General features: G+C 68.0%; 15 protein-coding genes. 9 read left to right on the top strand and 6 right to left on the bottom strand.

The window, feature by feature from the left end:
- Positions 1-4: 4 nt before the first annotated feature.
- From BMW87_RS31295 to hutG, 5 genes are read left to right on the top strand one after another with little or no spacing between them, the layout of a single operon-like run.
- Positions 5-673, top strand: a complete 669-nt coding sequence (locus tag BMW87_RS31295; RefSeq protein WP_093059241.1) for an amino acid ABC transporter permease — start codon at positions 5-7, stop codon at positions 671-673.
- Positions 670-1,242 carry a HutD/Ves family protein gene (locus BMW87_RS31290; RefSeq protein ID WP_093081778.1) on the top strand — a complete coding sequence of 191 codons (573 nt, stop codon included), beginning with the start codon at positions 670-672 and terminating at the stop codon, positions 1,240-1,242. The genes BMW87_RS31295 and BMW87_RS31290 overlap by 4 nt, the downstream gene beginning before the upstream one ends.
- Before the next feature lie 27 nt (positions 1,243-1,269).
- Complete coding sequence (hutI, locus tag BMW87_RS31285) at positions 1,270-2,496, top strand: imidazolonepropionase (RefSeq protein ID WP_093081776.1); 1,227 nt, start codon at positions 1,270-1,272, stop codon at positions 2,494-2,496.
- Complete coding sequence (locus tag BMW87_RS31280; RefSeq protein ID WP_093081773.1) at positions 2,493-3,875, top strand: formimidoylglutamate deiminase; 1,383 nt, start codon at positions 2,493-2,495, stop codon at positions 3,873-3,875. The genes hutI and BMW87_RS31280 overlap by 4 nt, the downstream gene beginning before the upstream one ends.
- A gap of 7 nt (positions 3,876-3,882) precedes the next feature.
- Positions 3,883-4,707: an N-formylglutamate deformylase gene (gene hutG / locus BMW87_RS31275; RefSeq protein WP_093081771.1), complete on the top strand. Its 825-nt coding sequence runs from the start codon at positions 3,883-3,885 to the stop codon at positions 4,705-4,707.
- 12 nt (positions 4,708-4,719) lie between these two features.
- On the opposite strand, the gene BMW87_RS31270 is transcribed toward hutG, so the two are convergent.
- Positions 4,720-6,579 (bottom strand): DUF1963 domain-containing protein, encoded by a 1,860-nt coding sequence (locus tag BMW87_RS31270; RefSeq protein ID WP_093081768.1) that lies wholly within the window; start codon positions 6,577-6,579, stop codon positions 4,720-4,722.
- A gap of 113 nt (positions 6,580-6,692) precedes the next feature.
- Between BMW87_RS31270 and BMW87_RS31265 the strand changes: the two genes are divergently transcribed.
- Positions 6,693-7,745, top strand: coding sequence for a homocysteine S-methyltransferase family protein (locus BMW87_RS31265; RefSeq protein WP_093081765.1), 1,053 nt, complete (start codon positions 6,693-6,695; stop codon positions 7,743-7,745).
- Between the two features lie 78 nt (positions 7,746-7,823).
- Positions 7,824-8,567 (top strand): SH3 domain-containing protein, encoded by a 744-nt coding sequence (locus tag BMW87_RS31260; protein WP_093059254.1) that lies wholly within the window; start codon positions 7,824-7,826, stop codon positions 8,565-8,567.
- 11 nt (positions 8,568-8,578) lie between these two features.
- Here BMW87_RS31260 and BMW87_RS31255 read toward each other — a convergent pair whose 3' ends face one another.
- From BMW87_RS31255 to BMW87_RS31245, 3 genes are all read right to left on the bottom strand, one after another.
- Positions 8,579-9,613 (bottom strand): NADP-dependent oxidoreductase, encoded by a 1,035-nt coding sequence (locus BMW87_RS31255; RefSeq protein ID WP_093081763.1) that lies wholly within the window; start codon positions 9,611-9,613, stop codon positions 8,579-8,581.
- Between the two features lie 117 nt (positions 9,614-9,730).
- On the bottom strand, positions 9,731-10,351 hold the full coding sequence (locus BMW87_RS31250) for a TetR/AcrR family transcriptional regulator (RefSeq protein ID WP_093081760.1): 621 nt from the start codon (positions 10,349-10,351) through the stop codon (positions 9,731-9,733).
- Between the two features lie 33 nt (positions 10,352-10,384).
- A complete protein-coding gene (locus BMW87_RS31245) occupies positions 10,385-11,317 on the bottom strand; it encodes a LysR family transcriptional regulator (protein WP_093059259.1) in 933 nt (310 codons plus the stop codon).
- Between the two features lie 101 nt (positions 11,318-11,418).
- On the opposite strand from BMW87_RS31245, the gene BMW87_RS31240 reads away from it, so the two are divergent.
- A complete protein-coding gene (locus tag BMW87_RS31240; RefSeq protein WP_093081758.1) occupies positions 11,419-11,862 on the top strand; it encodes a PACE efflux transporter in 444 nt (147 codons plus the stop codon).
- Here BMW87_RS31240 and BMW87_RS31235 read toward each other — a convergent pair.
- A complete protein-coding gene (locus tag BMW87_RS31235; RefSeq protein ID WP_093081755.1) occupies positions 11,852-12,781 on the bottom strand; it encodes a lipase secretion chaperone in 930 nt (309 codons plus the stop codon). The genes BMW87_RS31240 and BMW87_RS31235 overlap by 11 nt on opposite strands.
- Positions 12,782-12,788: 7 nt before the next feature.
- The gene (locus tag BMW87_RS31230; protein ID WP_371258880.1) at positions 12,789-13,760 is read right to left on the bottom strand and encodes an esterase/lipase family protein; all 972 of its coding nucleotides are present in this window, start codon (positions 13,758-13,760) and stop codon (positions 12,789-12,791) included.
- A 224-nt stretch (positions 13,761-13,984) separates the two neighbouring features.
- Here BMW87_RS31230 and metH point away from each other — a divergent pair, with 224 nt between their 5' ends.
- Positions 13,985-16,723 carry a methionine synthase gene (gene metH / locus BMW87_RS31225; RefSeq protein WP_093081753.1) on the top strand — a complete coding sequence of 913 codons (2,739 nt, stop codon included), beginning with the start codon at positions 13,985-13,987 and terminating at the stop codon, positions 16,721-16,723.
- The last annotated feature ends 2 nt before the right edge of the window (positions 16,724-16,725 follow it).

The following is a 16,725-nucleotide window of genomic DNA, read 5'->3' as shown; positions in this document are numbered from 1 at the left end:
AGCCATGGATTTCGATTTCTCGCCCGTCTGGGAGGGCTGGCCCGACCTGCTGCGCGGCGCGCTGGTCACGGTGGAGATCACCTCCTGCGCGCTGGCGCTGGGCTGCGTGCTGGGCCTCTTGGTCGGCATCGGCCGGCTGAACCCGAAGCGGCGCTGGCTCTACGGCGTGTGCACCGCGTACGTGGCGGCCATTCGCGGCACGCCGCTGCTGGTGCAGCTGTTCATCCTGTTCTTCGGGCTGCCGCACTTCGGCATCCTGCTGCCGGCCTTCCTGTGTGGCGTGCTGGGGCTCGGCGTGTACTCGGGCGCATACGTGTCGGAGATCGTGCGCGGCGCGATCCAGTCGATCGACAAGGGCCAGACGATGGCGGCGCAGTCGCTGGGCATGACGCCCGGCGTGGCAATGCGCCAGATCGTGCTGCCGCAGGCGGTGGTGCGCATGATTCCGCCGCTGGGCAACGAGTTCATCGCGCTCATCAAGAACTCGGCACTGGTGTCGTTGCTGACCATCCACGACGTGATGCATGAAGGGCAGAAGATCATCAGCGTGTCTTACCGCTCGCTGGAGGTGTACCTGGCCATCGCGGTCGTGTACTTCGTGCTGACCGGCACTATGACGCTGGTGCTGCGGCACTTCGAGCAGCGGCTGCGCCAGGGCGGGTTGATGCGATGAGCGTTGTGCTTCGTTTCTCGTGCGCCGCGCTGCCCGTCACGCCGTGGAAGAACGGCGGCGGCACCACGCAGGAAATCGCCAGCTGGCCACAGGGCGCGGGGCTCGACAGCTTCGGCTGGCGCGTGAGCATCGCCACCATCGCAGCGGCGGGGCCGTTCTCGGTGTTCGCCGGTGTCGACCGCAGCATCACGCTGCTGGAGGGCGACGGCGTGCGCCTCTTCACGCACGACGGGCGCATCGACCATCGGCTCGACGTGCCGCACCGGCCCTTCGCCTTCAGCGGCGACGAGGCCATCGACTGCACGCTGCTCGGCGGTGCGTCGAACGACTTCAACGTGATGACACGGCGCGGCCAGTGGCGCGCCGAGGTGCTGGTGCTCGATGGCGTTTCAGCCATCGACGCCGCGCCGCATGGCGTGTTGCTGGCGTTGCGCGGCGCGTGGCGGTTTAACGACGAAGCGTTCCGCGATGGCGAGGGCCTGCAGTGGGCTGACGCAGCGCAGGCCTGGCAGGCAGTGCCCGAGGGCACCGATGCACGGTTGCTCGCAGTGCGCGTCGTGCCGGCGTAACCTGCAACAGCAAAGACAGGAAAGACGATGAAACCCGCCAACGAATTCCCTTCGGCCGACGGCCTCTGGACCGGTCTCCGCCTCGCCATCGATGCCGAGGTGGAGAGCGCCATCGTGGTGGAGCAGGGCGCGATCCGCTGGGTCGGCGCGCGCAGCGCACTGCCGGCAGGGTTCGCGGGCCTTGCGCTGCACGACGGCGGCGGCGCGCTCGTCACGCCGGGCCTGGTCGATTGCCACACCCACCTCGTCTACGGCGGCCAGCGCGCCAACGAATTCGCAATGCGGCTTGCGGGCGCTACGTACGAAGAAGTGGCGAAGGCTGGTGGCGGCATCGTCTCGTCGGTGCGCGCCACGCGCGAGGCCGATGAAGACACGCTCTTCGCGCAGGCCGCGTCGCGGCTCGAACAGTTGCTGGCCGACGGCGTGTGCGCCATCGAGATCAAGTCGGGCTACGGCCTTTCGCTGGAACACGAGCGCAAGCAACTGCGCGTGGCGCGGCGCCTGGGCGACGCCTATGGCGTGACGGTGCGCACCACCTTCCTCGGCGCGCACGCGCTGCCGCCCGAATACGCAGACCGCAGCGGCGACTACATCGACCTCGTCTGCCACGAGATGCTGCCCGCGCTGGCCGCCGAAGGGCTGGTCGATGCGGTCGACGTGTTCTGCGAACGCATTGCCTTCTCGCTCGAGGAAACCGAGCAGGTCTTCAAGGCCGCACAGGCGCTGGGCCTGCCGGTGAAGCTGCATGCCGAGCAGTTGTCGGACATGGGCGGCGCGGCACTGGCCGCGCGCTATGGGGCGCTCTCGTGCGACCACATCGAACACCTGTCGGCCGAGGGCATCGAGGCGATGCGCAAGTCGGGCACCGTGGCCGTGCTGCTGCCCGGCGCGTACTACACGCTGCGCGACACGCACCTGCCGCCCATCGCCGCGCTGCGCGCTGCGGGCGTGCCGATGGCGGTGTCCACCGACCACAACCCCGGCACCTCGCCGGCACTGAGTCTGCTGCTGATGGTGAACATGGCCTGCACGCTGTTCCGCCTCACCGTGCCCGAGGCGCTCGACGGCGTCACGGTGCATGCCGCGCGCGCGCTGGGCCTGCAGGACACACACGGCGCCATCGCGCCAGGCATGCCCGCCAACTTCGTGCTGTGGAACGTGCGCGAAGCGGCCGAACTCGCCTACTGGTTTGGCCAGCAGCCCGTGCGCGCGGTGGTGCGGCAGGGCCGCATCGCCATCGGAGCCAAGGAATGACACAAACGCTTTTCGCAGCCGATGCGCTGCTGCCCGAAGGCTGGGCCAGAAACGTCCTGCTGACGTGGAACGATGCGGGCCAGCTCACGCAGGTGCAAGCCGGTGCGCAACGGCCTGCCGACACGCAAGCCGCCAGCGGCCCCGTGATCCCCGGCATGCCCAACCTGCATTCGCACGCCTTCCAGCGCGCCTTTGCCGGCCTTACCGAACACCGCGCCGAGCAGCAGGACAGCTTCTGGAGCTGGCGCACGCTGATGTACCGCTTTGCCGCGCGCCTCGGCCCGCAGCACATGGAAGCCATCGCCACCTGGCTCTATGCCGAGATGCTCGAAGCGGGCTACACCAGCGTGTGCGAGTTCCAGTATGTGCATCACGACGTGGACGGCCGCCCGTATGTCGACGACGCGACGCTGAGCCTCGCCCTGCTGCGCGCGGCGAAGAAGACCGGCATCGGCTTCACGCTGCTGCCGGTGCTCTACCAGACCGGGGGCTTCGGCGACCTGCCGCCCACCGAGGGGCAGCGCCGCTTCATCCGCTCGACCGATTCGATGCTGCGCCTGCTCGAAGCGCTGAAGCCTGTGTGCGACGCGCAGGGCGCCCGGCTCGGCCTCGCACCGCATTCGCTGCGCGCAGTGCCGCCCGAAGGCTTGCGCGATGCGATCGCGGGGCTCGAAGCCATCGACCGCACCGCGCCCATCCACATCCACATCGCCGAGCAGAAGAAGGAAGTGGACGACTGCGTGGCCTGGAGTGGACTGCGTCCGGTCGAGTGGCTGCTCGATCACGCGCCGGTCGATGCACGCTGGTGCCTCGTGCACGCCACGCACATGAACGACGCCGAGTACGAATACGCGGCCCAGAGCGGCGCGGTCGCGGGCCTGTGCCCGACGACCGAAGCCAACCTCGGCGACGGCATCTTCGACTTCGCCAAATGGCGCAGCCACGGCGGCGCATGGGGCGTGGGCTCGGACAGCCACGCCAGCGTCAACGCGGCCGAAGAGCTGCTGATGCTCGAATACAGCCAGCGTCTGGCCAAGCGCCAGCGCAACGTCGGCGCCAGCGCGGCGCAGCCGCATGTGGCGACCGCGCTCACGCTCGAAGCGGTGCAGGGCGGTGCGCAGGCATCGGCCCGCGCCGTCGGTGGGCTTGCAGCGGGGCAGCAGGCCGACTTCGCCGTGCTCGACGCCTCGCACCTCGCGCTGCAGGGCCTGCTTGCGCCCGATATGCTCTCGGCCCACGTCTTCGCAAGCCATCGCACCTCGGCCGTCGACACCGTCTGGGTGGCGGGCCGCGCGCGCGTTTCGGCCGGCCGCCATGCGCTGCACGACGAAGCCGCGGCCGCCTTCGTGGCCGCGCGCACCCAACTACTCAAGGATTGACCCCACCATGGCCTTCACCACCGCCGAACCGCCATTCCGCTTCCGCCAGGGCACGCGCCCGCTGCTGATCTCGATGCCGCACGTCGGCACGCACGTGCCGCCCGCGCTGGCTGCCCGCCTCACGGAGGAAGCGCGCCATGTGCCCGACACCGACTGGCACCTCGAGCGGCTCTACGACTTCGCCGACGAACTCGGTGCCTCGGTGCTCGTGGCCACGCACTCGCGCTACGTGATCGACCTGAACCGTCCGCCGGATGGCGCGAGCCTTTACCCGGGTCAGAGCGTCACCGGCCTGTGCCCGGTCGACACCTTCGACGACACACCGGTGTATGCCAACCCCGGCGACCTGCCGGGCGATGCGGAAACCGCCGAGCGCCGCGATGCCATCTGGCAGCCCTATCACGCGAAGCTGGCCGAAGAACTCGCGCGCATCCGAGCGCAGCATGGCGTGGCCGCGCTGTGGGACGCGCACTCCATCCGCTCGGTGCTGCCGCGTTTCTTCGAAGGCAAGCTGCCCGACCTGAACCTGGGCACCGGCAAGGGCATCAGCTGCGACCCGGCGCTGGCGCAAACGCTGCTGGGCATCGCCGAAAGCGCCACCGGCTACACGGGAGTGCTCAACGGCCGCTTCACCGGTGGCTACATCACGCGCAACTACGGCAACCCTGCGCAGAACGTGCACGCGGTGCAGCTGGAGATGACGCAGAGCAGCTACATGCAGGAGGCCTTGCCCTTCGACTATCTGCCCGAGGTGGCGGCGGGCGTGCAGCCGCATGTGCGGCGCATGATCGAGGCGGTGCTGGCGTTCGCCGAATCGCGCGCGGCGCGCTGAGCGACCGCAGGCTCAACTGCTTTCCAGGCTCGCGAAAGTCCTGGAGAAATCGCCGAGTGCCAGGTCCTTCATGTGGATGCTGAAGCTCAGCGTGCCCGCATCCCAGAAGCAGAAGCCGGGCCGGTTGTCCGACTCGAGCATCAGCAGGTTGATCCATTCGCCAGGCAGGCCGCCGCGCTCGGCCGATGCCTGCTCCTCGGGCGATTCGTGCTGCGTGAACACGTGTGCGTTGACGAGGTGGCAGTCCTCGCTCTTGCCCGAAAGCTCTTCCTGCAGTGCCCAGTAGGCCTTCTGCAGCTTGTCGTCGTCCTCGATGTTCTGCAGCACCGCGTCGCGGCCGGTCAGGCGGTCGCCCGCGTTGTAGAGGCTCGGCACCGACACGGTGGCAGTGGCGACGGCCTTGAAGCCGGGAAACGCGTCGCCGTTCTCGAACGTGGCGTCGTCCGGGTAGACGTAGGTCTGCAGCGACGAGGCGGCGGCGGTCGAGTGGATCACCCGGTGCTTCTGCAGCTCCTCCTGGTCCTCGCCGAAAAAGTAGAGCATGCCGTCGCGCGGTAGCCAGGGCTGCAACCCGGCCACGTCGGCCAGGCGCAGTTGCGCATAGAAGCGCCAGTGCGTGCCGTCTTCCGCACGGGGAAATTCGATGTCCGGCGGAAGGTCGGGTGCGCCGCCGAAGCGCGTGTTGCCCTTCTGCGCATAGTCTTCCGGCTCGGTGGTGCGGTAGCGCACGGTGTTGCGGGCCAGGCGCAGCAGCGCGGGCAGGTAGCGCTTGAGCTTGTGCCGGGCGCAGGCGGCTTCCAGGATCGCGGCGTGTTCCGCGCTGCCGCGCGCCAGGAAGCTTTCGGGCGCCACCGCCACGTCGACGTCCGGGCGATAGCGGATGTCGAGATACAGCGCCTTGAGCTTGTTCTCGAGCGTGACCTTCTTGATTTTCTTCAGCGACGCCGGCAGCGACACAAAGGGATTCTTCTCGACGTTCAGCAAGGTCAGCGCCGGCAGGTAGCCGACGCATTCGGGCAGCGTGGTGAGTGCGTTGCCGGGCAGCACCAGCCGTTGCAGCCGCGAGAGGCGGCCGATGCTGTCGGGCAGGTCGCGCAGCTTGCCGTACTGCAGGAACAGCGCTTCCAGCTGCTCGAGCGCGCCGAAGTTGTCGGGCAGGTGCTCGATGGCCGAGCCGCGCACGAACAGCTCCTTCAACGACGAGAGCGAACAGAATTCGTCCGGCAAGGCTGTGAAGGGCGCGTGTGCCGGCGACATGAACTGCAGCGACAGGAACTCGAGGTTCCTGAAGCGCAGGATCTCGGGCGGGAAGGCCTCGATCTTCGGTGTGTCGCCTTGCCACGGTCGCCGGACAAGCAGCCGCCGCACCCGTTCGGGCGGCACCTCGGCAGCCTCCGCGAGGCTGGTGTACGTGTGGGGCTGCAATGTCACTTCACCCGGCTCGAAAGCCTTGCGGACGTGGATGGGAACGCTCTTGCTGTCGTCGTAGCGCGAACGCATCGTGCCGCGCAGCTCGACCGACGAAGGCGTCAGCGTCACCGTGCCGTGGAAGCTGTCGAGCGCGAAGCCGCGCTCGTACAGGTGAAAGTCGAAGGTGGCCGGCTGGTTTTGCGGCATCTGCACGATGCGTAGCGGCTCGCCGGTCTTGTCGTGGAAGAAGAACGCGCCGTAAGTGCCGAACTGCGGCGCGATCGTGCCCTGCGAGGGGTTGTCCACGTCGTCGGGCTGGAAGGCGGGTGCATGCAGCGCCGCATCGAACGCGACCGGGGCCGTGTGCAACTGGAACTGCATGCCCCCGTCGACGAAGCTGGCCGAGGATTGCGCGGTGAACGCGAAGTGCGCGTCGCCGACCTGGAAGATGTCTTCTTGCATGGAGATGAAAGCGTCGGGTGCCTGCGTCCAACCTTGCCAGACCGGCAAGGCATGGACAAGGCCAAGTCCCGGGGCAGAGCGGGGCGATGGGCTGGTTTCTACAATCGGAGCTTATGAAGCCCCTTGTCTACACCCGCGGCCAGGCCCTGCCCGGCATCCTCGCCAAGCGCATCGCCATCCTCGACGGCGCCATGGGCACGATGATCCAGCGCTTCAAGCTCACCGAGGAGCAGTACCGCGGCGAGCGCTTCAAGGACTTCGAGCGCGACATCAAGGGCAACAACGAGCTGCTGTCGCTCACGCGGCCCGACGTGATCCGCGACATCCACGAGAGCTACCTCGCGGCCGGCGCCGACCTGATCGAGACCAACACCTTCGGCGCGACCACCATCGCGCAGGAGGACTACAAGATGGCCCACCTGGCGCGCGAGATGAATCTCGAATCCGCCAAGCTGGCGCGCGCGGCCTGCGACAAGTTCAGCACACCCGACAAGCCGCGCTTCGTGGCCGGCGCGCTTGGCCCGACGCCCAAGACGGCGAGCATCAGCCCCGACGTGAACGACCCGGGCGCGCGCAACGTCAACTTCGAGGAACTGCGCGCGGCCTACTACGAGCAGACCGAAGCGCTGGTCGAAGGCGGCGCCGACGTGATCCTGGTCGAGACCATCTTCGACACGCTCAACGCCAAGGCCGCGCTGTTCGCAGTCGACGAGTATTTCGACAACAGCGGCCAGCGCCTGCCGCTCATCATCAGCGGCACGGTGACCGACGCCTCGGGCCGCATTCTCAGCGGCCAGACCGTCACCGCCTTCTGGCATAGCGTGCGCCATGCGCAGCCGCTGGCCATAGGCCTGAACTGCGCGCTGGGCGCGGCGCTGATGCGCCCGTACATCCAGGAGCTGGCGCGTGTGGCCGGCGACACCTTCATCAGCTGCTACCCGAACGCGGGCCTGCCCAATCCGATGAGCGACACGGGCTTCGACGAGACGCCCGACGTGACCTCGCGGCTGCTGCACGAGTTCGCGGCCGAGGGGCTGGTGAACATCGTGGGTGGCTGCTGCGGCACCACGCCGGACCACATCGCGGCCATCGGCAAGGCTGTGGCGCCAGTGGCAGGCCGCGTGCTGGGCAGCAACAACGCGGGCTTCTACAAGGAAGCCGCGTAAGCACCACTCCGGTCGCGCCCGCGGCCGATTGACAGGCTCTTGGCCCCCGGCCTACGCTGGGGCGCAAGGAGCCTACCCATGAACACACTCGTTCCGCGCTGGATCGGCATCGGCGCCCTGGCACTGCTGCTTCCGCTCGCGGCCGCGGCGCAACAGGCCTTCACGCGTGGCGCGGTCAACATGCGCGCCGGCCCTTCGGGCGACTATCCGTTGGTGGCGCGGCTCGGGCCGGGCCAGCCGCTCGACGTGGTCGGCTGCACCAGCGGCTATGGCTGGTGCGACGTGGTGCTGCCCGACGGCGGGCGCGGCTGGGTCTGGTCGCGCAACCTCGACTACGCATATCAGGAGCAGCGCGTGCCGCTGGCCACCTACGGCGCGGTGATCGGCGTGCCGATCATCGGCTTCGCGATCGGCAGCTACTGGGCCGACTACTACCGCGACCGGCCATGGTACGGCGACCGGCGCTGGTGGGGCGGCCGGCCGCCTCCGCCACCCATGGCGGGCTGGCGTCCACCGCCGCCGGTGAGGCCGGGATGGCAGCCGCACCCGTGGCGGCCGGGGCCGGGTTTCCGGCCGCCGGGGCCTGGCTTTCGCCCACCACCCGGGCCCGGATTCCGCCCGCCGCACGATCCCGGCATCAGGCCGCCGCGGCCGCAGCCGGGCTTTCGTCCCGGGACTCCGCCCGGCGTGGCACATCCACACCCCGGCGGCCGGCCGAGGCCCGGTGGGGGCGGCGGCGAACGCCCGCATGGCGGTGGCGGACACGGTGGCGGACACGGCGGCGGACATGGTGGTGGCCATGGAGGTGGCCACCGGCCCTGAAGGCGCGTGCGTCAGCCCTCGGCGACGTGCACCACGCGCTTGCCGAAGTTGCGCCCCTCCAGCAGGCCGATGAGCGCAGCCGGCGCGTTATCCAGCCCGTCGACCCGGTCCTCGCGCAGCGTCACGCGGCCCGCATCGACCCATTCGCTCATCTCGCGCCGGAAGGTGTCGAAGCGGTCGCCGTAGTGGTCGAGGATGACGAAGCCCTGCATGCGGATGCGCTTCTGCAGCAGCGCCGCCATCAGCAGCGGCAGCCGGTTCGGGCCGGACGGCAGCGTCTCGTTGTTGTAGTCCGCGATGTGCCCGCACACCGGCACGCGCGCGCCGATGTTGAGCAGCGGCAGCACCGCATCGAACACTGCGCCGCCGACGTTCTCGAAGTACACGTCGATGCCCTTGGGGCACGCGGCCGCGAGGCGCGATGCGAACTCCGGGTCGTGGCGATCAAGGCAGGCGTCGAAGCCCAGTGTTTCGACCGCGTAGCGGCACTTGTTCGCGCCGCCCGCGATGCCGACCACGCGCGCGCCCTTGAGCTTGGCGATCTGCCCGACCACCGAGCCGACCGCGCCGGTCGCCGCGGCCACGACAACGGTGTCGCCCGGTTTCGGCTGGCCGATGTCGAGCAGGCCGACGTAGGCGGTGAAGGCAGGCATGCCGAGCCCGCCCAGCGCCAGCGAAGGCTGCGCCATCTCGCCGAGCGGGAGCAGGTCCTGGCCGTCGGACAGCGCGTAGTCCTGCCAGCCTGCGTTGCCGAGCACGAGATCGCCGGGGCGGAACTGCGGGTGCTTTGAGGCGACGACGCGGTTCACCGTGCCGCCCGGCATCGGCTCGCCCAGCGGCACCGAGGCCGCGTAGACCGGCGCGATCTCATCCATCAACTGGCGCATGTACGGATCGAGCGACAGGTGCAGGGTGCGCAGCAGCACCTGTCCTTCGCCGGGCGTGGGGACGGCGGTTTCTTCGAGGCGGAAGTCGCCCGGTGTCGGCAGGCCGCGCGGGCGTGCAGCGAGGACGATGCGGCGGTTGAGGGTGTCGCTTTGAGGCATGGGCTGGTGGCTCCTGTAATGGTTGGGGATGCGGATCTGCGGAGGCGAATAGACCAGTCGTCTAGTGCACGGCCGAAAAAAAAGCGGGAGCGCGTATGCCTCCCGCTCCAGGCTTTTTCAGGTGTCCGGAGACAGGCCCAGCAGCTGCCGGGTGTCGCGCATGGCCATGTCCAGCGAGGCGCGGTCTCGGGTGATCTTGGCCAGCAGGCTGGCGCCGAGCCATCGCTGGTAGAGCGCGACGGCGATTCCCTGCGCGTCCTGTTCCTTTGCTTGCGGCGCGGCCTGCAACGAGCCGTCGGCCCGGCCGGCTTCGATGCAGCGCGCCAGCCGGTCGGTGATGCCGCGGGTGCCTCGCGCCAGCGCCGCGCGCATGCTTTCGGACAGGTCGCAGACCTCCGCGCCGAGCTTGACCACGAGGCAGCGGCTCTGCGCATCGTCGCCGGTCTGCGAATCGAGCCAGTCGTCGAAGTAGCCGATCAGCCGTTGCGCGGCCGTGCCCGGTGCCTCGGTCAGCAGGGCGTCGGTGCGCCCCAGGTATTCGGTGAAATAGGCTTCCAGCACGGCCTCGCCGAAGGCCTCCTTGGAGCCGAAGTAGTGATAGAACGAGCCCTTCGGCACCTTCGCCGCCGCCAGCACCTCGGCCAGTCCGACCCCGGTGAAGCCCCTTTGCAGCAACAGCGGATGGGCCACGTCGAGGATGTGCTGGCGGACGTCGGGAGTGGGGGCGATCGCGTTCATGGCCCGCACTCTAGCGGCTATTAGACCAGTCGTCTAGTCGCCTTGATCGCCGCCGGTCTTGGGGCTGCACTCACCGGCGGCTGCCCGGTCCTTCGCTATCAACTTCACGAAGCGCTGGGCTCCCAGGCCGAGTGGGCGCTCACGTGACCACACCACGTCCACCCACAGGTCCAGCCCGTTGCTGAGGTTCTCGAACGGAATCTCGATCAGGGCGCCCGCCGCCACATGCGGCTTTGCGAAGTTGCGCTGCAGCCAGCCCCAGCCCAGCCCGGCGGTGATCAGGCTCAGCGCGGCCAGTGCGTTGTCGGTGCGCCAGACATGGCGCGCGAACACGAAGCGCGGGTCGCTGGTGGTCAGGTCGCGCCCGGCCACGACGATCTGCCGGGTGTTCGTCAGGTGGTCCTCGCGCAGCCGGCCGCCGTTGGCCGCGAGCACGGGGTGGTCCGGCGCGATGACCGCCACCATCAGGTCGCTGCCGACTTCCTGGAAGCCCTCGCGCCCGTCGAGGCTCGGGCGCTCGAACACTAACGCCAGCTGCGCGCGCCCGCTGTGGAGCAGCGCCAGTGCGTCGGCCTGCGGGGCCGCCAGCACCTCGACCTGCAGCAGCGGGTGCTCCCGTGCCAGTTCGGCCAGCGGACCGCTCCAGCGCGCGGCCAGCAGCTCGGGCGCAATGGCCAGCGTGAGCCGGTCTTCCAGCCCCTGGGTCAGCGCCAGTGCCTGCACCTGCAGTTGCCTGAGCTGGGCCGCCAGCAGCCGCGCCTGCGGCTCAAGCGAGCGCGCGGCGGCGGTGGGCTGGGGCTCGCGGCCGCTGCGGTCGAACAACGGCAGATCGAGCTCGGCCTCGAGGTTGGCGATGGCCATGCTCACGGCCGACGGCACCCTGTGCAGCGCCCGGGCGGCGGCCGAGAAGGAGCCGTGGTCGATCACGGCCAGGAAGACTTCGACGTTGTCGCTGGAAAAAGCCATGGCACCCGACCTATCAATAAAACTGAAACAAGTTAACTTTTTATATCAGCGGATGACACATAAAGTCCAGTCGTCGCAGTAACGAAACCAAGAGAAGAGTCATGCAAGGCATTCAACGTCGCATCGTCTACATCAGCCTTTATGAGGGCATCGCCATCGTCGCCGCCAGCGCCGGGCTGGCATTGATGACGGACGCCGGCCTCGGCCATTCGGGCGTGCTGGCGGTGGCCGCCTCGGTCGTCGCGGTGATCTGGAACCTGGTCTTCAATTCGCTGTTCGAGCGCTGGGAGTCGCGCCAGGTCGTGCGCGGTCGCAGCCTGCGCCGCCGCATCGCCCACGCCATCGGCTTCGAGGGCGGGCTGGTTGCCTTCCTGGTGCCGATGTTCGCCTGGGGCCTGGGCGTGTCGCTCTGGCAGGCACTGGTGATGGACCTGGGGCTGGTGATCTTCTTCCTGGTCTACACCTTCGTCTTCAACTGGGCCTTCGACCGGGTGTTCGGCCTGCCGGCTTCTGCGGCGGCGAACAGCACGGTGGTCACGGCGTAGAGGGCGCCTTCTTCTTGTCGTTGGCGGCGCGGACTTCCAGCGCGGCCTGAAGCCGCAGCGCCTCCTGCGGCGTGAAGAGCTGGGCCTGCAGCTGCGCCCGCGTGGCCTCGTCGGCCGCGGCGTAGCGCGAGAGGCGGCTTTGCCAGTCTTGCTCCTGCTGGTCGAGCGTGGCCAGCCGCTGCGCTGCCTCGTAGCCGTACTGCTGGGAGCGCTCGGCAAAGCGCTCCTGGGGGCTCGCACCGCGTGCTTCCAGCGCCGCGGTCTGCTCGGCGACGCCGAGTTGCGCCGTGGTGGCAGCCCGGTCGGCGAGTTGCTCGGGCGTAAGCCAGTTCTTCTCGGTCTGCGCCAGCGCCTCGCGCTTCTGCTCGGGCGTCAGATCCTTGTTGCGCTCGATTTCCAGCTTCTCGACGCTGAAGCGGTCGAACTTCTCCTCGGTGCCGAACAGGCCCTCGACCTCTTCGGGTGCGAAGTAGCGTGCCCGGATGCCCGCGCGCGCATCGAGGATCCTGCGCAGCCCGGCAGGGTCGCCGATGCTGGCCGCCGGCAGCGCCTCTAGCGCGTTGCGATAGTCGATGTAGCGCTCCAGCAGGCCCAGCCCGCGCACTCGCCATTCCGGCGGCAGGTGCTTGTCGATCTTGGCGCGCATCTCGGCCATCAGGCCTTCCTTGTCCCTGGCCTGGCTGTCGTTCAGCATCTGCTCGAAGATGCGCAGCAGGTCGGGTGTCAGCAGTGGGTCGGGGGCATGGCCGTTGTTGCGCAGCGCGATGGCGGATGCTTCCGCCGCCGCGGGGTTGGTGGCCGGCGGCGCCGAAGAAGCAACGACCGCAGGCGCTTCAGGCGCGCTGAGCTGCCACCACGCCACGCCTGCGGCCACCACCACCGCGACCGCCGCCAGCGGGCGCAGGAGCTTCGGGGACATCGACTCCTCAGAGGCCGAGCTGCTTCAGCTTCGCCGCCTGGTTGACGTACAGCGTCACCGGGCTCACCGAGAACAGGTCGCGCAACCCGAGCAGCTGATTCACCTCGTCCAGATGGTTCTGCCGGTAGCTGCCAAGGTAGGTGCCCAGATGCGAACTGCAGGCCGATGCCAGCCCGTCGTTGGCTTCGCCGTGGACCGCGCTCAGCAGCGACAGCGGGTAGTCGGAGGCGTCGAACACGTTGGTCAGCGGCTGGGTGCCCGACCAGGAGAAGTACCGCACGCCGTTGACCAGCTCGGCCCCGTTGCCGCAGGCCGTGGTGGGCACGCCGTCGGGGAACTTGGCGTTGAACTTCGCCGAGCCCACGGTGTTCAGCGAATCGAGCGCGCCCAGCCCGTTCTGGGGCGTGTTGTTGCCCGAGAGAATGCCGAGCAGGCTGGAGAACGCGTTGACGGCGCTGACCACCACGGTCCGGCTGAGGCTGCCGGCCGGCAGCGTGTCGCCGAGCACGTCGGCCACCTTGCTGCCCTTGTGAGGGCTGCCCACCGTCGTGACGGAGGCCACAAGCTCCGGCGCCACGCCCGAGACATAGCGCGCCGTGGGCCCGCCGTGCGAATGACCGATCAGGTTGACCTTGCTCGCGCCGGTGAGCGCCAGCACGTCCTTGACCTGCTTGAGCAGCTGTTCGCCGCGCACTTCGCTGCTGTTGGTGGCCGCCACTTCGGCGACGAAGACCTTGGCGCCCTGGGCGCGAAGCTCGCCGGGAATGCCGTACCAGTAGTCGATGCCCGCGATGGTGTCGAAGCCCAGCATGCCGTGCACCAGCACGATCGGGTAGGCCGTCTGCGCGGCCTTGCTCGTGGCTGCCTGGGCCGTCTGCACCAGGGGCGCGAAGGCCAGCACGCCGCACATCAGCAGCGCGCCGGCAGAGCGCCGCGCCGTACCGCTTTTCCTGCCCGTCGAAGCCAGAATCGTCTTCAGTCGAATCATCGGAACTCCCTGCAATTGGGTTGGATCGGTTTTGGGGATGCACGCAAAAAAGAACGAGCGTGCTCTTTTCATTCTGCGAAATCAGGGATTCGCTATCGATTCGGACTTACCCTTTCATGATTCAGACTTACTCCTTGCACGCTATCTGCTTGGGGGAGGGCGATAGACTCCCCCAACCCGCGCACGAATAACCGCTTTTGCCCTCGAGTCAAACCATGTCTTCCCCAATGCCCCCTCCCATGAAGCTGTCCGGCCTCGAACCGGTTGCCATCGGCGAGGGCACGCTGTTCGTCAACATCGGCGAGCGCACCAACGTCACGGGCTCCAAGGCCTTCGCGCGGATGATCCTGAACGGCCAGTTCGAAGAAGCCCTGGCCGTGGCGCGCCAGCAGGTCGAGAACGGCGCGCAGGTGATCGACATCAACATGGACGAGGCCATGCTCGACAGCAAGGCCGCGATGGTCCGCTTTCTGAACCTCATCGCCAGCGAACCCGACATCGCGCGCGTGCCGGTGATGGTCGACAGCTCGAAGTGGGAAGTCATCGAAGCCGGCCTGCGCTGCATCCAGGGCAAGGGCATCGTCAACTCCATCTCCATGAAGGAGGGGGTCGACAAGTTCAAGCACGAGGCCAAGCTGGTGAAGCGCTACGGCGCCGCCGCAGTGGTGATGGCCTTCGATGAAAAAGGCCAGGCCGACACCTACGCACGCAAGATCGAGATCTGCGAGCGCGCCTACCGCATCCTGGTCGACGAGGTGGGCTTCTCGCCCGAAGACATCATCTTCGACCCGAACATCTTCGCCATTGCCACCGGCATCGAGGAGCACGACAACTACGCGGTCGACTTCATCAACGCCGTGCGCTGGATCAAGGAGAACCTGCCGGGCGCCAAGGTGTCGGGCGGCGTTTCGAACGTGAGCTTCAGCTTCCGCGGCAACGACCCGGTGCGCGAAGCGATTCACACCGTGTTCCTGTACCACGCGATCAAGGCGGGCATGGACATGGGCATCGTCAACGCCGGCATGGTCGGCGTGTACGACGACCTCGAACCCGAACTGCGCGAGCGCGTCGAAGACGTGGTGCTCAACCGCCGCGCCGACGCCGGCGAGCGCCTCGTCGAAGTGGCCGAAACCGCCAAGAGCGGCGCCAAGGACGACAGCAAGAAGCTCGAATGGCGCGGCACGCCCGAGAACCCGGTGCACGTCAACCAGCGCCTGTCGCACGCGATGGTGCACGGCATCACCGACTTCATCGTGGAAGACACCGAAGAGGCCTACCAGCAGATCCTCGCCAAGGGCGGCCGCCCGCTGCACGTGATCGAAGGCCCGCTGATGGACGGCATGAACATCGTGGGCGACCTGTTCGGCCAGGGCAAGATGTTCCTGCCGCAGGTGGTGAAGTCGGCGCGCGTGATGAAGTCGGCCGTGGCCCACCTCATTCCCTACATCGAGGAAGAAAAGCGCCAGGACGAGGCCGCGGGCCGCGACGTGCGCACCAAGGGCAAGATCATCATCGCCACCGTGAAGGGCGACGTGCACGACATCGGCAAGAACATCGTCACCGTCGTGCTCCAGTGCAACAACTTCGAAGTGGTGAACATGGGCGTGATGGTCCCGTGCCACGAGATCCTGGCCAAGGCGAAGGTCGAGGGCGCGGACATCGTGGGCCTGTCGGGCCTCATCACGCCGAGCCTCGAAGAAATGCAGTACGTGGCCGGCGAGATGCAGAAGGACGATCACTTCCGCATCAAGAAGATTCCGCTGCTCATCGGCGGCGCCACCACCAGCCGCGTGCACACGGCCGTGAAGATCGCGCCGCACTACGAAGGCCCCGTGGTCTACGTGCCCGACGCTTCGCGCAGCGTGAGCGTGGCGCAGAGCCTGCTTTCCGACCAGGCCACCGCGTACATCGACGAGATCAACGCCGACTACGTCAAGGTGCGCCAGCAGCACGCCAACAAGAAGCAGGTGCCGATGTGGCCGCTGGCCAAGGCGCGCGCCAACAAGACGCCGATCGACTTCGCGAACTACCTGCCGCCGGTGCCCAAGTTCATTGGCCGGCGCGTGTTCAAGAACTTCGACCTGACCGATCTGGCCAAGTACATCGACTGGGGCCCGTTCTTCCAGACCTGGGACCTGGCCGGCCCGTTCCCGGCCATCCTGAAGGACGAGATCGTCGGCACCGAGGCCGTGCGCGTGTACGCCGACGGCCAGCGCATGCTCAAGCGCCTCATTGAAGGCCGCTGGCTCAGCGCGAGCGGCATCGTCGGCTTCTGGCCCGCCAACACGGTGAACGACGACGACATCGAGCTGTACACCGACGAGTCGCGCAGCGAGGTCGCGCTCACCTGGTACGGCATGCGCCAGCAGACCGAGAAGCAGATGATCGACGGCGTGATGCGCCCCAGCCGCTGCCTGTCCGACTTCGTCGCGCCCAAGGACAGTGGCGTGAAAGATTACGTCGGCATGTTCGCCGTCACCGCCGGCCTGGGCGTCGAGAAAAAAGAGAAGTACTTCATCGACGACCTCGACGACTACTCCGCCATCATGCTCAAGGCCCTGGCCGACCGGCTGGCCGAGGCCTTCGCCGAGTCGCTGCACCACCGCGTGCGCACCGATCTCTGGGGCTACGCGAGCGACGAAAGCCTGAGCAACGACGACATGATCGCGGAGAAGTACCGTGGCATCCGCCCCGCGCCCGGCTACCCGGCCTGCCCCGACCACAGCGTGAAGCGCCCCATGTTCGACCTTCTGGCCTGCGCGGACATTGGCATGACCCTGACGGAAAGCCTCGCTATGATGCCCGCCGCCAGCGTGAGCGGTTTCTACCTGAGCCACCCCGATTCGACGTACTTCAACGTCGGCAAGATCGGACACGATCAGTTGCAGGACCAGGCCGCGCGGCGCAAGGAGAGCGAGTCCGATCTCGAGCGTCTGCTGGCGCCCAATCTTTGAAC

Origin of the sequence: Variovorax sp. OV084 (assembly GCF_900111625.1) — a bacterium.
GTDB lineage: Bacteria > Pseudomonadota > Gammaproteobacteria > Burkholderiales > Burkholderiaceae_C > Variovorax.
The sequence above is the reverse complement of the archived record's forward strand: the minus strand, read 5'-3'. Positions and strand labels throughout refer to the sequence as shown.